Here is a 14,884-nt window from a genome sequence, read left to right on the forward strand (position 1 = left end):
AATGATTGCCGAACAGGCAATCGAGTATTCGATTCATTGCACATGAGGGATGCACCGCCGCCGGGCCTGCCTTGGCAGAATCGTGGCTGACGCCGCCCCCCTCTATATAGATACATCTCGATATGACCGATTCGTCCGCGCCCGGTAATCCTTCCTCCACCGCCGTCATCGTCCTGGGCGCCGGCATTGTGGGCGTCTCCACCGCGCTGGCCTTGCAGCAGCGCGGCCATGCGGTCTGTCTGGTCGATCGGCAGGCGCCGGGCCGGGCCACGTCCTACGGCAATTGCGGCATCCTCCAGCGCGAGGCGGTGCGGCCCTATGCCTTCCCCCGCGACTGGCAGGCGCTGCTGCGCGTGGCCACGGGGCAGGGCAACGACGTGCACTACCACCTGCGCGCGCTGCCGGCCCTGGTGCCGGCGCTGGCGCGCTACTGGCACGCGTCGGCGCCCGCACGCTATGCCGGCACGGTGGCGGCCTACAGCGCGCTGATCCGCCATTGCCTCGATGAGCACGCGCCGTGGATCGCCCGTGCCGGGGCGCAGGACCTCGTGCGCCATGACGGCTGGCTGGAGGCCTACCGCAGCGAAGCCGAATTCGATGCCGCCGCCCGCGACGCCACGGCTGTGGCCGCCGACCATGCGCTCGATCACGCCCTGCTGGACCGCGCGGCGCTGCACCAGGCCGAGCCGGCCCTGCGCGACGTGCTGGCCGGCGCCATCCACTGGCGCGACCCGTGGACGGTGAGCGATCCCGGCGAGCTGGTCGCCCGCTATGCGGCGCTGTTCGAGCGGCAGGGCGGCACCTTCTGCCACGGCGACGCCGCCACGCTGCGCGCCAGCGGATCGGGCTGGCAGGTGTCCACCGCGGACGGCACGGTCGAGGCCGCGCAGGCCGTAATCGCGCTGGGGCCGTGGGCGGCGGATCTGACCACGCGGCTGGGCTATCGGCTGCCGCTATTCGTAAAACGCGGCTATCACCGCCACTATGCGGCCGAGACGATGCCGTCCAAGCCGGTGCTGGACGCCGAGAACGGCGTGCTGCTGGTGCCGATGCGGCAGGGCCTGCGCGTGACCACGGGCGCGGAGTTTGCCCATCGCGACGCGCCGCCCACGCCGGTCCAGTCCGGCCGGGCCGAGCAGATCGCCGCGCAGATGGTGCGGCTGGGCGCCCCCGTGGAGGCGCAGCCGTGGATGGGCGCCCGCCCGTGCATCGCCGACATGCTGCCCGTGGTGGGCCGGGCGCCGCGCCACTCCGGGCTCTGGTTCCATTTCGGCCACGGCCACCAGGGCCTGACGCTCGGGCCGGCCACGGCGCGGCTGCTGGCCGAGCTGTTCGACGGGGATGCGACGTATGTGGATGCCGCGCCGTACGACCCGCGTCGGTTTGGAGATTGAGCGGGCCGGACTTCGTCCGAGACACCGGCCCTTCACTGGCGCCGGCAGATTGCGGCTGACGCCGCGCCGCCGTCGGTTCGCCGCGCGGGGCTGTTGCGCCGGGCGCCGCCGGTGGTAACCTCCCAGCGTTCCCGATCCGCCCCCGGCCCCTGGCCCCCACCCCACCGTGCGCCATCCTGATCCGCAGATGTGGCGGTCCGCCGCCGACCAACGCGCCTATGAGGACGCCCGCCGCAACGTGCGCGCGCTGCGTGGCTTCTATATCCACCTGACGCTCTACGTGGTGGTCAACACCATCCTCGTGCTCTGGAACGTGTTCGGCGCCTCGCACCGGCCCTGGTCCGGTGCGCCGCTGCTGGGCTGGGGACTGGGGCTGACCGCCCACGGCGTGCTGGTCTGGAGCCGTGTGGGCCTGCTCGGGCGCCGCTGGGAGGAGCGCAAGATCGCCGAGTACATGGCGCGCGAGCAGGTGCGCACGCTCTCCACCGAGAAGCAGCTGGTGGAGGCGCAGATGCGGCTGCTGCAGGCCCAGATCGAGCCGCATTTCCTGTTCAATACGCTGGCCAATGTGGTGAGCCTGATCGAGCCGGCGCCGCGCAAGGCCACGCTGATGCTCGAACACTTCATCGCCTACCTGCGCGCGTCGCTGGCCGCGAGCCGGGCTACGCAGGGCACGGTGGCGCAGGAGGCCACGCTGCTGCGCGACTACCTCGCCCTGATCAAGATCCGCATGGGCGAGCGGCTCCAGTACCGGATCGACGTGGACCCGGCGCTGAACGAGGTGCCGCTGGCGCCGATGCTGCTGCAGCCGGTGGTGGAGAACGCGATCCGGCACGGGCTGGAGCCGAAGATCGAGGGCGGGCACCTGACCGTGCGGCTGACGCGGCGCGGCGGGCGCATGCTGGCTTCGATCGAGGATGACGGCATGGGCTTCCGGCCATCGGCCAGCGCCGGCGTGGGGCTGTCCAACCTGCGCGACCGGCTGGCCGTGCTCTACGACGGCGAGGCGCAGGTGCGCATCGTGGAGCGCTCGCCCGGCACGGCCGTCCACATCGACATTCCGCTGTCCGCCCCCTTCCGAAACGGAGAGACCCCATGACCCGGACGCCCACCGCGCTGATCGCCGATGACGAGGAACACCTGCGCACGCACCTGCGCGGCAAGCTGGAGCGGTTGTGGCCCGAGTTGCGCATCGTGGGAGAGGCGGCCAATGGCGTGGAGGCCGCGCAGGCCATCGCGCAACTGGCGCCGGCGGTGGCCTTTCTCGATATCAAGATGCCGGGGCTGTCCGGGCTGGAGGTGGCGCAGGGCATCGAGACCGACACGCGGGTGGTCTTCGTCACCGCCTTCGACCAGTACGCGCTGGACGCCTTCGAGCGCGAGGCCGTGGACTATCTCGTCAAGCCGGTCACGGACGAGCGCCTGGCGCGGTCCGTGGAGCGGCTGCGCAAGGCCTTCCAGGAGGCGGCGCCCCTGCCGGAGCTGGCGCAGCTGCTGAGCCAGCTCACGCGCGGCCCGGCCCGCCCGGAGGCCGGCGCGCCGCCGCTGCGCTGGGTGCGGGCGAGCCGGGGCAACACCACCAGCCACGTGCCGATCCAGGACGTGCTGTACTTCCAGGCCGACGACAAATATGTGGTGGTGCATACGCGCGACGGCGAGCACCTGATCCGCACGCCGCTGGCCGAGCTGATGGAGGGGCTCGACCCGGACACCTTCTGGCAGGTGCATCGCTCGACCATCGTCAATATGGAATACGTGGCCGGCACGCGGCGGGACGACGCCGGGCGGCTGTTTGTGCGGCTGCAGAATCGGGAAACTCAGGGGGAAACCAAAATCGAGACCGAACTGCCGGTCTCGCGCGCCTACGCGCATCGCTTCCGCCAGATGTAGCGGGGGGCTTAGTCGCGGTTCATGAACTGGTCGATCTTGCGGGACTCCCAGTCGCGCCCACGTTGCGAGACGCGCCACCACACCAGCAGGCCATGGATCGCCAGCCCCAGCCCCCAGGCCAGCGTGGTGGTGAGCGGCCACGGCCAGCCGGCTTCGACCGACCGGTGCGCCCAGTCTGGCGACGGCATGAACAGGAAGCGGAACCAGAGCCATCCGTTCACGGCCAGGTAGATCAACAGGTGCAGATACCAGCCACGCAGCGCGCGGACCATGCGGTGGGCGCGCCAGTACGCCATGGCGTTCTCGTCGTCGGGGCTGGCGGGGCGGTGCATTGCGTCGTGTCGCATCGGAAACCTCATCGGATAGGGTGGATGAGGACAAATTACGCCGCCGGTGGGCGGGATGCCAGGGGGAGGCGCCGAATCGACGGATTCGCTTCGCGAATGACCGGAACGGGGCGCCAGTGACAGGGCGCGTTGCAAGGGAATTGAAAGCTTATGCGGGGGTAACGCGCGAGTATCGCGGCGATTAGACGCATTGGCTGGAACAGTCTGTTGCCCATCCTGTCCATTGCGTTGCAGCAATCACCACCTAATCTTCGTGTGACAGTTCTTTCGGTTACAACAAGGAGGTACCGCCATGAACCTGACGCTCGAAGCCATTCTGCCCGCCCAACGTGAAACCGGCGCGGCCGTGGGGGACTCGGTCACTGCCATTCAACACCAGGACATCGTTGTCGCGTTCTCCGCGCTGATGGCTTCGCAGCAAGTGGCGGTGCTGCACATGCTCTATCCGCGCACCGATGCGCGCACCCACCGCAGCCTCGGCCACCTGGTCAACGCGCTGCACGGCCACGGCCTGCACCGCGTGGCGGAACTGGTGGATCAGGAAGCGCACTACCTCGTCTTCAAGGACCCGACCGAAGCCTGGCGCGCCATGCACGAGATTCGCCATGACTCGCTGGCCATCGGCGTGCACCTGTACTACAAGGGCAAGACCGGCGACGCCGCCGAGGCGGCGCTGGACCTCGACGCTCATCGCGTGCACTGACCCCGAGGGGGCTCCCCGGGGGCTTACTCCGGGGCTTCCATGCGGCAGGCCATTGCCGGCTTGCCCGGTAGTTCAAGCTGGGCCTCGGGGCCCTTGTCCCACAGCATCGCCTCGCCGGCTTCGGTCGTGGCTGCATAGCGGGCCCCCGACGCCGCGCGCGTCTGCGGCAGCAGCAGCTTCTTGTCCAGCCAGGTCAGGTAGGCGTAGCCGGGCTCGGTCTGGACGAAGGTGCCCAGGATCAGCGCGTCGGCGCCCGGGCAGCGCACCGAGAATGGCCCCCGGCTGATGCCCTTGTCGTCCTGCGTGCGCGCGCCGGCGTAGTTCTGGCGCAGCACGTGAATCCGGTCGATGTATTCGGCGGTGGTGCAGGCGCGCGCGTCGGTGGCCTTCCAGCAGTCATTGCGGCCCTTGATCCAGCCGCGCTGCTCGGCCAGCAGTGTCTTCTTGCGGCCCGTGCTCATCGAGCGCGCATCGAGCGCCAGCCCGTACAGGCGCGTCGTTTCCTTGTCGAGCCGCGCCAGTGTGTCGTCCTTGCAGATCATCTGCTCGATCTGGCCTTCGGCCCGCTTGCAGTCGAAGCTGGGGCTGGCGGCGTGCCCCGCGCTTGCCAGCGCGCCGAGCATGGCACATTGCGCGGTGACAGACAGGATGCGGCGTGGAAGCATGGCCAGACCTCCTCCGGGCGTGGTCAGCCCGCGTTGCGTTCCAGGACGACGAAGTGCTTGCGCACGGGCTCGATCACTTCAAATATCCCTTCGAAACCGGCCGGGATCACACAGGCATTCCCGGGGCCGAACTCGCGCGCCACGCCGGCATGGTCAATGATCCGCAGCCGGCCGCTGATGACGTGGAAGAACTCCTCCTTGCCCGCCGGAAACGCAATGCGCCACGCGCCGGGCTCGCACGCCCAGATTCCGCAGTCGAAATCGCCCGCCGTGGCGCTGTAGTGCGTCCACGTGGTGCGGGCCGGATTGCCGTCGACAAGACGATCCGGCCGGGGCCGGTCGTGCGTGGGCGCAGGGTCGGCGCGGAAATCGGTGAGGGCGGGCAGGGCGGGGTGGGAATCTGACACGGTGACAGGTGGGTGGCGGATGAATACAAGCCGCAAGTGTAGCGCGGCCCGTTGGCGTCACACGTGGGCAAGCGAACGGTGTCATGCGGGTGCATAAGGCACCACATGCCCGTTGCCCGCATGTCTACCAAACGTCATACGGCCTGCGGGGGTTCCGCAACAGTAATAAAACGTAATAAAAAAGTTCCAGTCGGGTTGGAACCGTTTTGCCTCGGTTGTTTCATTGAAATTGGCAGAATTTGTCGGGAGTTTGTCAGCTTTAGATGGAAGAAGCACGAGAGGACACCCCTGTCCGCGCATTACGTATGCGAATGATTCGCATTTGTACTTTTATTTACACACTCATACAATCGCGCCCCGTAGGCAGCACCACTCATAACAGGCAGTTCACGGGGAAGAAGCAGATGAGCAAGTATTCGGAGGTATTCCGTCCCAACGTACTGGTGACCGCGCTGGCCGGCCCGATGGCCCTGATGGCCATGCAGGGCGCCGCCGCCCAGGAAGCCGCACCGGCCACGCTGGCCGCCACGCCGCCCGCCGCGTCCCGTTCCGTCCAGCAATTGCAGGATGTGACGGTCAAGGCAGTTCGCGAGGACGGCTACAAGGTCGATCAGGCGGAATCGCCGAAATTCACCGCGCCGCTGCTCGATACCCCGAAGTCCGTCACCATCGTGCCGGCGGAAGTGATCCAGCAATCGGGCTCGGTGACGTTGCAGGACGCCCTGCGCACCACCCCCGGCATTACCTTCGGCGCGGGCGAGGGCGGCAACCCGCTCGGGGACCGCCCGTTCATCCGCGGCTTCGACTCTGGCGCCAGCATCTTCGTGGACGGCGCGCGCGACGCGGGCTCGCAAACGCGCGACACCTTCAACATCGAGAACATCGAGGTCATCAAGGGCCCCAGCTCGGCCTACGGCGGCAAGGGCTCGGTGGGCGGCATGATCAACATCGTGTCGAAGCTGCCGACCAAGGAAAACTTCGTGCAGGGCTCGGTCGGGATCGGCACCGATGCCTACAAGCGTGCCACGGTCGACGGCAACTACGTCCTCAACGACAACACCGGCCTGCGCCTGAATGCCATGGCGATGGACGCCAACACGCCGGGCCGCGAAGCCGTGGGCGGCCATTCCTGGGGTTTCGCGCCGTCGGTTACGTTCGGCCTGAACAGCCCGACCAAGGTCACGCTGTCCTACTACCATCTGCAGGGCCGCGACATGCCGGACTACAGCATCCCGTATGCGCGTCCGTCGGCAACCGCCACCAAGGCCAACCCGGTGGGACCGGCCAACGTGGATCGCAACAACTTCTACGGGCTGACCAGCCGCGACTTCCGCGAGACGCAGACCGACATCGCCACGGCCATCGTCCAGCACGAATTCAGCGAGAAGCTGACCTTCCGCAACACCACGCGCTGGGGCCGCAGCAGCAACGACTACATCGTCACGAACCCTGACGACAGCCGCGGCAACGTGCCGAACGGCTTTGTGTACCGGAGTAGTAAAAACCGTGATTCTTCGACGGACACGCTGATCAACCAGACCGATTTCATCGCCAAGTTCGACACTGGCCGTCTCAAGCACTCGATGCTGTTCGGCTTCGAGTTCAGCCGCGACGACACGGACAACACGCCGTACAACGTGGTGCCGGGCGCCACGGGCACCACGTGCAACACCGCGCTGCTCAACAGCGGCGACTGCACGAGCCTGTACAACCCGAACCCCGGCGCGGTCTGGACCGGCCGCGTCGGCAAGATGGGCTACACGCAGACCACCAAGACCGACACGCGCGCGGTGTACCTGTTCGATACCGTCGAACTCACCAGGCAGTGGCTTATCAACGGCGGCGTGCGTTACGACAGCTACCGCACCACCTCGGCCACGCCGGCGTACACCAACCCGAACACCAACGCGGCCGTGGCGGCGGTGAACCTGGCCAACAATTCGAGCTTCTTCAACTACCAGGCCGGCATCGTCTACAAGCCGGTGGACATTGGCAGCATCTACCTGTCGTACGGCACGGCGTCCACCCCGCCGGGCACCTCCAACGGCGACGGGTCGGACAACCTGTCGGCGCAGGTCCAGAACCTGGACCCCGAGCGCAGCCGCGCCTGGGAACTCGGCACCAAGTGGGACCTGCTCGGCAAGCGCCTGTCGCTGACCGGCGCCATCTTCCAGATCGAGAAGAACAACGCCCGCGTGGCGGTGGACGCGAACACCACGGCCAACGTCGGCAAGCAGGAAGTGCGCGGCTTCGAGCTGGGCTTCGCGGGCAGCGTGACGGACAAGTGGAACCTGTTCGGCGGCTACACCTACCTGGACAGCGAGCTGAAGGACAACGGCCCGCAGAGCGCCAACGCGGCCAACAACGGCAACCAGTTCCCGAATACGCCCAAGAACAGCTTCAGCCTGTGGAGCACGTACCAGGTGCTGCCGGCGCTGACGGTGGGCGGCGGCGCCTACTATGTGAGCAAGGTGTACGGCAATCCGGCCAACTCGACCTATGTGCCGGCGTACTGGCGCTTCGACGCCATGGCGGCGTACCGTGTCAACAAGAATCTGACCCTGCAGCTCAATATTCAGAACTTGTTTGACAAGACGTACTACACCAAGGCATTCACGACCCACTACGCCGCACTGGCCCCGGGCCGCTTTGGTATGCTGACGGCGAACTTCCGCTTCTAAGCCGACCACCCCCGGCGGTAACGCCGGGGGGCATACCATCATGATGTTGCAGATTCCGGACGTATTGTCCAAAGACCAGGTGGCCCGTTGCCGCGCGCTGATGGACGCGGCTGACTGGACCGATGGCAACCAGACCTCTGGCTATCAGTCCGCGCTGGCCAAACGCAACCTCCAGTTGCCCGAAGGGTCGCCGGTGTCGCGCGAGGTGGGCAACCTGATCCAGGACGCGCTGGCCAACAGCGCGCTGTTCTTCTCGGCGGCCCTGCCCCTGAAGGTATATCCGCCGCTGTTCAACCGCTACGAAGGCGGCCACACGTTCGGCAATCATGTCGACAACGCCATCCGCTTCCTGCGCGGCACCGACTTCCGCATCCGCAGCGACCTCTCGGCCACGCTGTTCCTGACCGAGCCCGAGGACTACGACGGTGGGGAACTCGTGGTGGAAGACACCTACGGCCAGCAGCGCGTGAAACTGCCGGCCGGCCACATGGTCCTCTACCCGGCCACGAGCGTGCATCACGTCACGCCGGTCACACGCGGCGCGCGGGTGTCGTCATTCTTCTGGATCCAGAGCATGGTCCGCGATGACGGCGAGCGGGCGATGCTGTTCGAGCTGGACCACCGCCTGCGCCAGGTCACCGCCACGCTCGGCAACGAACACGAGGCCGTGATCGGCCTCACCGGCCTCTATCACAACCTGCTGCGCCGCTGGGCCGACGCCTGAGCGGCCCGGCCGCGATGGCGCTTTACTTCCACAAAAAAGCGGCCGCACAAAGAAATACCCCGACGCGCGGGATCGTCGGGGTAGTAAGAGTTGCCAAGTCGTTTGGGGTCGTGTCGAGTGACCCTGGGGCAAGTGTGACCTGCGACGCTACGCCCGCCAATAACTCAGCTGAGTTATTGCGGGAAACGAAGGCAAATCGGGCAAATTCCACTGCTGCGCTGCGAGATTCTGAACAAAAGAACGAAATTCCATGATGCGCACGGAAAGGCGCCGCCAGCCCCCGTGCACCCGTGGCATCACGCGTTAGGGTGAGGCGGCGCACCTACCCGTTGGCGTCGCGCCGGCCGGCCTCGCTGTGCGTTGCGGGATGGTGGGGATATTGCACCAGCAGCGCGCTCACCACGCCATTGGTCCAGCCGAAGCCGTCCTGCAGGGGATACTCGCCACCCCCGCCGCCCTCGGCGCCATCGCTGCGCGGCCCGAGCCGGTATTTCTCGACCAGCTTGTACGCGTGGGTGTAGAGGCTGGCCACCGTGGCCAGCCAGCGCTGTGCAATCTCGTCGGCCAGCGCCTTGCAGCCGTAGTGCCGCAACCCGTGGATGGCGATCCACTGCAACGGGGCCCAGCCATTGGGCTGGTCCCACTGCTGGCCGGAGTTGCGCTCGGTCGTGGCCAGGCCGCCGGCCTCGAGCAGCCGGGCGCGCGCCACTTCGGCCACCCGTGCGGCCTGCGCCGGTGTGGCCAGCCGCAGGTAGAGCGGCATCAGCGTCGCTGCCGTCAGCAGGTCGCGCCGCTTGCCGCGCTGCCAGTCGAAATCGAAGAATGCGCCGGTGTCTTCGTCCCACATGCTGGCGAAGATGGCGTGGCGCCGCCGGTCTGCGGCTTCCGTGTATCGCTTGGCGGAATCGTGGTCGCCGCTTGCCCTGCACAGCGTGGCCAGCCGGATCTCGGCGTGCCAGAGCAGGGCGTTGAGGTCGATGGGCAGGATGCAGGTGGTGCGGATGGTGGCGAGGTCGCTGGCCGGCGCCTGCGAATACCCGGCTGTCGCATCGGGTTGGGCATCGCACCAGCGCGAACTGAAATCCCAGCCCGATTCGGCCGCCGCGCGCAGGTCGCGGAACACGATATGGTGGGGCCGGCCGCTGCGCCGCGCCGTTTCCACGTCCTCAAGGTAGGCCTCCTCGCGCGGATGGGCGCGGTCATCCCAGTAGCGGTTCAGCACCGCGCCATCAGGCAGCCGCACCACGCGCCGGTAGGCTCCGCCGGGCCGCAGGTGCTCCGCGCCGTCCATCCAGAATGCATACTCGCGCTTCAGTTGCGGCAGGTAGGCGCACGCATCGGTGACATGGCCTTCGAACAGCGTGGTCATCAGCGAGAACACGGGCGGCTGCGAGCGGGTGAGGTAATACGTGCGCGTGCCGTTGGGCACCAGCCCATAGGTATCGATCAGGTAGGCGAAGTTGTCCGCCATGGCGCGCATCAGGTCGTGCCGGCCGCTGGCCGCCAGCCCGAGCATCGTGAAATACGAGTCCCAGTAATAGAGTTCGCGGAAGCGCCCGCCCGGCACCACGTAGGGGCGCGGCAGCGGCAGCAGCGAGCAGAGCGACGGATGCTCGGCGGGCTCGCGCGTCAGCACCGGCCACAGGCCGTCGATATGGTCGCGCAGGGAGTGGTCGGGGTTGGAGACATAGTGCTCGTCCGGAATCGTCTCGCGCGCGAAATGCGCCTGCACGAATGCATCGAGCGAGAAATCCGCCGCCTCGCGTTGGGCGCGATAGCGCTCCAGGATGACCTCCGGCGCCACCAGCGGCACACAGTCGGGAAATGTCTTGCTGTCAGCGAACAGGCCGCTGGCCTGCACGTCGACGAACAGCTCGGCGTAGCGCTCGGCCGGCGACACCGCATCGGCCGCCGCGCAGCCATGGAGCGTGCGCGGACCGGGGCAGGGCAGGTGGGTGACCGTGGGCGCCAGCGCGTGGCAATGCGCGGGGCGCGGGGTGTCGGCGCAGCTGGCCTGCCGGGCGGCAGCAGCATCGGCCGCTGCCGGGCGGGTGTGGGCGACGACGTGCGGCACCGATTGGGGCCCCGTTTGGGCCGCCGGCCCGGGCGTGGCGCCGTCTCGCGCCGTCCTGCCTTGCAGTCGCATGGCCATGCCTCCCAGGGGATTGGTTCACGGTGAGAGTCAGGGGGATTGGGCAAAGTTCAAACCGACCGGTCTTCGGCACCCGCAATGCGGGGAATACGTTTGCGGGGCTTCTGCGCAGCCTGCCACAAGTCATAGGTCGTCTGCATGCCGCTCCACATCTCGCGGCTCGCGCCCAGCGCCTCTTCCAGCCGGATCGAGATATCAGGCGTAATGGCCGCATGGCCATTCACGATGCGCGACAGCGTGGCGCGCGTCACCCCGATATGGCGGGCGAAGGCGGAGATGGTCATGGAATCCAGGCCGTCCAGCCATTCGGCGAGCACCGAGCCCGGGTGGGGAGGATTGTGCATTCGAGTCATGCGTTGTCTCGCGGTCCTTAGTGATAGTCCTGATAGTTGACGACGATCGCGTCGTCACCATCGAACCGGAACGTCAGTCGCCAGCAGTGGTCGACGTGTACCGACCAATGATCAACCAGCGTTCCGCTAAGTCGATGCAATCGCCAGCCTGGCAATCCGAGATCTTCGGGGCGCTTGGCGTGGTCGAGGACAAAGAGTTGCCTGCGTAGCCTCTCCGCGTGATGCGGCTGGATGCCTGCTTTGGAACCCGTCTCGAAGAAACGCCTCAGGCCAGGATGCGCGAAGCTTTTGATCATGTCAGTGTTGGCTCGAAGTGTATAGCCTCGCTATACACTTCGCAAGGCATTGCTGAATGCCGGACGATGGTCGTTTTCGCGTCTTCGCAGGGCTGGCGCGCGCAACGATTTCCCGTTGTCCGGGAGAATCGCTTCGATAGGGCTGGCGGATGCGAGTTCTCGCCCCCGAGCCCATTTGGCCTAACGCGCGCGGATCTGTTACGAAGGGTGCAAATCCTGATGCAGTCCGTTGTGCAGCGGCGACAAACTCGCCTGCAACACCCCTCTCACCGCCCCGCCGCAATCCCCCTGATCCCTGCCACGAACGCCTCCGCCACGGGTTCCAGCGTGCGGTCGCTGTGGCGGAGCAGGCCGATGGGTTCCTCGGTGCCCTGGGTGTCCACGGGCAGGAGCACCATCTCGCCGGCGGCCACGGCGCGGCGGGCGGCAGAGAGGGGCGCGGCCCAGACGGTGTCGCTCTGCTGCGTGAGCAGGCGGCCCAGGTAGGCGTCGGCGGTTTCCACGCAACCTTCGGGCAGGGTGTGGCCGTGGCGTGCCAGCAGGCTTTCGGTGCTGTGGCGCGGGATCGAGCCGACTGCCGGAATCACCAGCGGCCACGCCAGCACCTCGCGCATGGTGGGGCGCGCGTTGTCCGCCAGCGGATGGCCCGCGCGCACGGCCAGCACCAGCGGCTCCGGGCCCAGCGATTCGAACCAGAGGCCCTCCATGACGGCGGGGTCGTCCATGCGGCCGATGACGAGGTCGAGCACGTCGGCCTTGAGGAGGTCGATCAGCGTGCGGTTCATGCCGGTCTGCACGGCCAGCGCCACCTCGGGGTGCGCGGCGCGGAACTGCGAGACGGCGTCGAGCAGCAGCGCCGGCACGATGCTCGGCAGCGCGCCCACCCGGATGCGCTCGTGGCGCGGGGCATCAGCGCCAGCCAGGCTGTCCGCCGCCGCGTCCACGTCCTCGATGATGCGCAGCGCATGGCGCAGGAAGCGCATGCCGGCCGCAGTCAGGTCCGTGCCCGCGCGCTGGCGCACCAGCAGCCGGGTGCCGACCAGTTCCTCGAGTTCGGTCAGCGTCTTGGACACCGCCGGCTGGGTCAGGCCCAGCCGCGCGCCGGCCCGGCCCAGGTGCTGGGTCTGCGCCACGGTGACAAAGCAGTGCAGGTGCCGCAGCCGAATGCGGTTACGGAACAGTTCGGGCGACGGATCAGTGACATCCATAACAAAAAGTCATCTAAATTACGCAAAAACTCAATTTACATGACTTACGGCGTTGCTTACAGTCTAAGTCTCGCCACATTCATCAAAAACGGAGACAGCGCGATGCCCCCACGCCCCGGTCCCTACCGTCGCCCGTACTGGGACACCCAGCCCCCGTACCGCTTCGACCCCTACGCGTCCACCCAGCTGCGCGCGCCGTCCCAGCCGCTGATCGCGCTGCCGCAATCGCTGTCCGAGCTGACCGGCCCGACTTTCGGCCCGGAGTTCGTCCGCGAAGGCGACAACGACCTGACCGCCGGCCATGGCGGCGAGCCGATTGGCGAGCGGATTCTCGTGACGGGCCGCGTGCTCGACGAGAACGGCCGCCCAGTGCCGCACGCGCTGATCGAGATCTGGCAGGCCAATGCCGCCGGCCGCTACGTGCACAAGCGCGACCAGCACGACGCGCCGCTCGACCCCCATTTCACGGGCGATGGCCGCACGCTTACGGATGCGCAGGGCCGCTACCAGTTCCAGACCATCAAGCCGGGTGCCTACCCGTGGCGCAATCATCACAACGCGTGGCGTCCGCAGCACATTCACTTCTCGCTGTTCGGCAATGCCTACGCCACGCGTCTGGTCACGCAGATGTATTTCCCCGGCGACCCGCTGCTCGCGTACGACCCGATCTTCAACTGCGTGCCCGATGCCAAGGCACGCGACCGCCTGATCGCCACGTTCGACTGGGCCACCACCTCGCCTGAATACGCGCTCGGCTACCAATTCGATATCGTGCTGCGTGGCCGTGATGCCACGCCGATGGAGTAAGGCCATGCTCTACGCTACCGCCTCCCAAACCGTTGGGCCGTACCTCCATATCGGCCTTGCCGCGCTGGACTGCGCCGACCTGACCGCCGATGCACCGCAGCTTGCCGGCCAGCGCATCGTGATCGAGGGCCGTGTCATCGATGGCCGCGGCGAGCCCGTGCCGGACGGCATGGTCGAGATCTGGCAGGCCAATCCTGCCGGCCGCTATCGGCATGAGGAAGACACCGGCGACGCGCCGCTGGTGCCCGGCTTCACCGGCTTTGGCCGCGTGCCGACCGGCCCGGACGGCGATTTCCGCTTCGTCACGGTCAAGCCCGGCCCGGTGCCGGACCTCGCCGGCGGCCTGCAGGCGCCGCACATCATGGTGTCCGTGTTCATGCGCGGGCTGGTCAAGCACGTGGCCACGCGGCTGTACTTCGGCGATGAAGCCGCCGCCAACGCCACCGACAGCGTGCTCGGCCTGGTGCCGTCCGCGCGCCGCGCCACGCTGGTTGCCGAGGCGACGGCCCCCGGCACCTACCGCTGGAACGTGGTGCTGCAGGGCGCGGACGAAACCGTGTTCTTCGATATCTGACCCCGGCACGCCTCGCCCTCCGCGAGGCGTTTTGCCGCACAATCGGAGCCTTCCCACCGGTCCGCCCCCGCCGACGATGCCCTCTATTTCCCGCCTGACCGATCCGATGTTCGGCAGTCCCGCCGTGCTCGCGATCTTCTCCGATACCGGCACGGTGCAGCGCATGCTCGATGCCGAGGCGGCCCTCGCGCGCGCCGAGGCGCACTGCGGCGTGATTCCCGCGCAGGCCGCTGCCGTCATCACCGAAGTCTGTGCCGATGCCGGCGTGATTGACCTCGACGCCCTCGCGCAGGCCGCCGTGGCCGGCGGCAACCTCGCCATCCCGTTCGTGAAGCAGCTGACCGCCGCCGTGGCGCGGCGCGATGCCGAGGCTGGCCGCTACGTCCATTGGGGCGCCACCAGCCAGGACATCATCGATACCGGCGCCGTGCTGCAACTGGCGGACGCCCTGCACGCCATCGACACCGACCTGCTGCGCCTGGGCGATGCCTGCGCGACGCTGGCCACCGCTCACCGCGCCACGCCGATGGTGGCGCGTACCTGGCTGCAGCACGCGCTGCCCACCACGTTCGGCCTGAAAGCCGGCGGCTGGGTCGATGCGCTGCGCCGCGCCGTGACCCGCCTGCGCCAGGCCGCCACTCAGGCGCGCGTGCTGCAATTCGGCGGCGCCGCCGGCACGCTGG

General features: G+C 67.6%; 16 protein-coding genes. 9 read left to right on the forward strand and 7 right to left on the reverse strand.

The window, feature by feature from the left end:
- Positions 1–122: 122 nt before the first annotated feature.
- The 3 genes from KHO18_RS13785 (at position 123) to KHO18_RS13795 (ending at position 3,284) form a co-directional block, all read left to right on the forward strand.
- The gene (locus KHO18_RS13785; protein WP_211943382.1) at positions 123–1,394 is read left to right on the forward strand and encodes an NAD(P)/FAD-dependent oxidoreductase; all 1,272 of its coding nucleotides are present in this window, start codon (positions 123–125) and stop codon (positions 1,392–1,394) included.
- 187 nt (positions 1,395–1,581) lie between these two features.
- On the forward strand, positions 1,582–2,493 hold the full coding sequence (locus KHO18_RS13790; protein WP_211943383.1) for a sensor histidine kinase: 912 nt from the start codon (positions 1,582–1,584) through the stop codon (positions 2,491–2,493).
- The gene (locus KHO18_RS13795) at positions 2,490–3,284 is read left to right on the forward strand and encodes a LytR/AlgR family response regulator transcription factor (protein WP_211943384.1); all 795 of its coding nucleotides are present in this window, start codon (positions 2,490–2,492) and stop codon (positions 3,282–3,284) included. The genes KHO18_RS13790 and KHO18_RS13795 overlap by 4 nt, the downstream gene beginning before the upstream one ends.
- 8 nt (positions 3,285–3,292) lie before the next feature.
- Here the strand turns inward: KHO18_RS13795 and KHO18_RS13800 are convergent, their stop codons facing one another.
- Positions 3,293–3,631, reverse strand: a complete 339-nt coding sequence (locus KHO18_RS13800) for a 2TM domain-containing protein (protein WP_211943385.1) — start codon at positions 3,629–3,631, stop codon at positions 3,293–3,295.
- A 292-nt stretch (positions 3,632–3,923) separates the two neighbouring features.
- Between KHO18_RS13800 and KHO18_RS13805 the strand changes: the two genes are divergently transcribed.
- A complete protein-coding gene (locus KHO18_RS13805; protein ID WP_144198406.1) occupies positions 3,924–4,334 on the forward strand; it encodes a hypothetical protein in 411 nt (136 codons plus the stop codon).
- Positions 4,335–4,357: 23 nt separating this feature from the next.
- On the opposite strand, the gene KHO18_RS13810 is transcribed toward KHO18_RS13805, so the two are convergent.
- Positions 4,358–4,999 carry an MliC family protein gene (locus KHO18_RS13810; RefSeq protein ID WP_144198405.1) on the reverse strand — a complete coding sequence of 214 codons (642 nt, stop codon included), beginning with the start codon at positions 4,997–4,999 and terminating at the stop codon, positions 4,358–4,360.
- A gap of 23 nt (positions 5,000–5,022) precedes the next feature.
- Positions 5,023–5,406: a cupin domain-containing protein gene (locus KHO18_RS13815; RefSeq protein ID WP_144198404.1), complete on the reverse strand. Its 384-nt coding sequence runs from the start codon at positions 5,404–5,406 to the stop codon at positions 5,023–5,025.
- Between the two features lie 404 nt (positions 5,407–5,810).
- On the opposite strand from KHO18_RS13815, the gene KHO18_RS13820 reads away from it, so the two are divergent.
- The gene (locus tag KHO18_RS13820) at positions 5,811–8,087 is read left to right on the forward strand and encodes a TonB-dependent receptor (protein WP_144198403.1); all 2,277 of its coding nucleotides are present in this window, start codon (positions 5,811–5,813) and stop codon (positions 8,085–8,087) included.
- Between the two features lie 40 nt (positions 8,088–8,127).
- Entirely contained in the window at positions 8,128–8,811 is a 684-nt protein-coding gene (locus KHO18_RS13825) for a Fe2+-dependent dioxygenase (RefSeq protein WP_144198402.1), read from the forward strand.
- A gap of 322 nt (positions 8,812–9,133) precedes the next feature.
- On the opposite strand, the gene treF is transcribed toward KHO18_RS13825, so the two are convergent.
- The 4 genes from treF to KHO18_RS13845 all read right to left on the reverse strand — a co-directional run bounded on the left by treF (position 9,134) and on the right by KHO18_RS13845 (position 12,820).
- Positions 9,134–10,957 (reverse strand): alpha,alpha-trehalase TreF, encoded by a 1,824-nt coding sequence (gene treF, locus KHO18_RS13830; RefSeq protein ID WP_211943386.1) that lies wholly within the window; start codon positions 10,955–10,957, stop codon positions 9,134–9,136.
- Between the two features lie 56 nt (positions 10,958–11,013).
- Positions 11,014–11,316 (reverse strand): HigA family addiction module antitoxin, encoded by a 303-nt coding sequence (locus tag KHO18_RS13835; protein WP_144198401.1) that lies wholly within the window; start codon positions 11,314–11,316, stop codon positions 11,014–11,016.
- 17 nt (positions 11,317–11,333) lie between these two features.
- On the reverse strand, positions 11,334–11,612 hold the full coding sequence (locus KHO18_RS13840) for a type II toxin-antitoxin system RelE/ParE family toxin (RefSeq protein ID WP_144198400.1): 279 nt from the start codon (positions 11,610–11,612) through the stop codon (positions 11,334–11,336).
- 266 nt (positions 11,613–11,878) lie between these two features.
- Positions 11,879–12,820, reverse strand: coding sequence for a LysR substrate-binding domain-containing protein (locus KHO18_RS13845; RefSeq protein ID WP_144198399.1), 942 nt, complete (start codon positions 12,818–12,820; stop codon positions 11,879–11,881).
- A gap of 102 nt (positions 12,821–12,922) precedes the next feature.
- Here KHO18_RS13845 and pcaH point away from each other — a divergent pair, with 102 nt between their 5' ends.
- From pcaH to KHO18_RS13860, 3 genes are all read left to right on the forward strand, one after another.
- A complete protein-coding gene (gene pcaH / locus KHO18_RS13850) occupies positions 12,923–13,627 on the forward strand; it encodes a protocatechuate 3,4-dioxygenase subunit beta (RefSeq protein WP_144198398.1) in 705 nt (234 codons plus the stop codon).
- A gap of 4 nt (positions 13,628–13,631) precedes the next feature.
- A complete protein-coding gene (pcaG, locus tag KHO18_RS13855; protein WP_144198397.1) occupies positions 13,632–14,201 on the forward strand; it encodes a protocatechuate 3,4-dioxygenase subunit alpha in 570 nt (189 codons plus the stop codon).
- Between the two features lie 106 nt (positions 14,202–14,307).
- Positions 14,308–14,884 (forward strand): lyase family protein (locus KHO18_RS13860; RefSeq protein ID WP_244844795.1); only part of this gene is annotated, 577 nt, incomplete at its 3' end.

Origin of the sequence: Cupriavidus campinensis (assembly GCF_905397395.1) — a bacterium.
Taxonomy (GTDB): Bacteria; Pseudomonadota; Gammaproteobacteria; order Burkholderiales; family Burkholderiaceae; genus Cupriavidus; species Cupriavidus campinensis.

Coding starts and splice junctions, on each gene's coding strand:
- KHO18_RS13795 (WP_211943384.1), top strand. CDS start 2,490: ATGACCCGGACGCCCACCGCGCTGATCGCCGATGACGAGGAACACCTG.
- KHO18_RS13825 (WP_144198402.1), top strand. CDS start 8,128: ATGATGTTGCAGATTCCGGACGTATTGTCCAAAGACCAGGTGGCCCGT.
- KHO18_RS13840 (WP_144198400.1), bottom strand. CDS start 11,612: ATGATCAAAAGCTTCGCGCATCCTGGCCTGAGGCGTTTCTTCGAGACG.
- KHO18_RS13790 (WP_211943383.1), top strand. CDS start 1,582: ATGTGGCGGTCCGCCGCCGACCAACGCGCCTATGAGGACGCCCGCCGC.
- KHO18_RS13800 (WP_211943385.1), bottom strand. CDS start 3,631: ATGCGACACGACGCAATGCACCGCCCCGCCAGCCCCGACGACGAGAAC.
- pcaH (WP_144198398.1), top strand. CDS start 12,923: ATGCCCCCACGCCCCGGTCCCTACCGTCGCCCGTACTGGGACACCCAG.
- KHO18_RS13805 (WP_144198406.1), top strand. CDS start 3,924: ATGAACCTGACGCTCGAAGCCATTCTGCCCGCCCAACGTGAAACCGGC.
- pcaG (WP_144198397.1), top strand. CDS start 13,632: ATGCTCTACGCTACCGCCTCCCAAACCGTTGGGCCGTACCTCCATATC.
- KHO18_RS13835 (WP_144198401.1), bottom strand. CDS start 11,316: ATGACTCGAATGCACAATCCTCCCCACCCGGGCTCGGTGCTCGCCGAA.
- KHO18_RS13845 (WP_144198399.1), bottom strand. CDS start 12,820: ATGGATGTCACTGATCCGTCGCCCGAACTGTTCCGTAACCGCATTCGG.
- KHO18_RS13810 (WP_144198405.1), bottom strand. CDS start 4,999: ATGCTTCCACGCCGCATCCTGTCTGTCACCGCGCAATGTGCCATGCTC.
- KHO18_RS13785 (WP_211943382.1), top strand. CDS start 123: ATGACCGATTCGTCCGCGCCCGGTAATCCTTCCTCCACCGCCGTCATC.
- KHO18_RS13820 (WP_144198403.1), top strand. CDS start 5,811: ATGAGCAAGTATTCGGAGGTATTCCGTCCCAACGTACTGGTGACCGCG.
- treF (WP_211943386.1), bottom strand. CDS start 10,957: ATGCGACTGCAAGGCAGGACGGCGCGAGACGGCGCCACGCCCGGGCCG.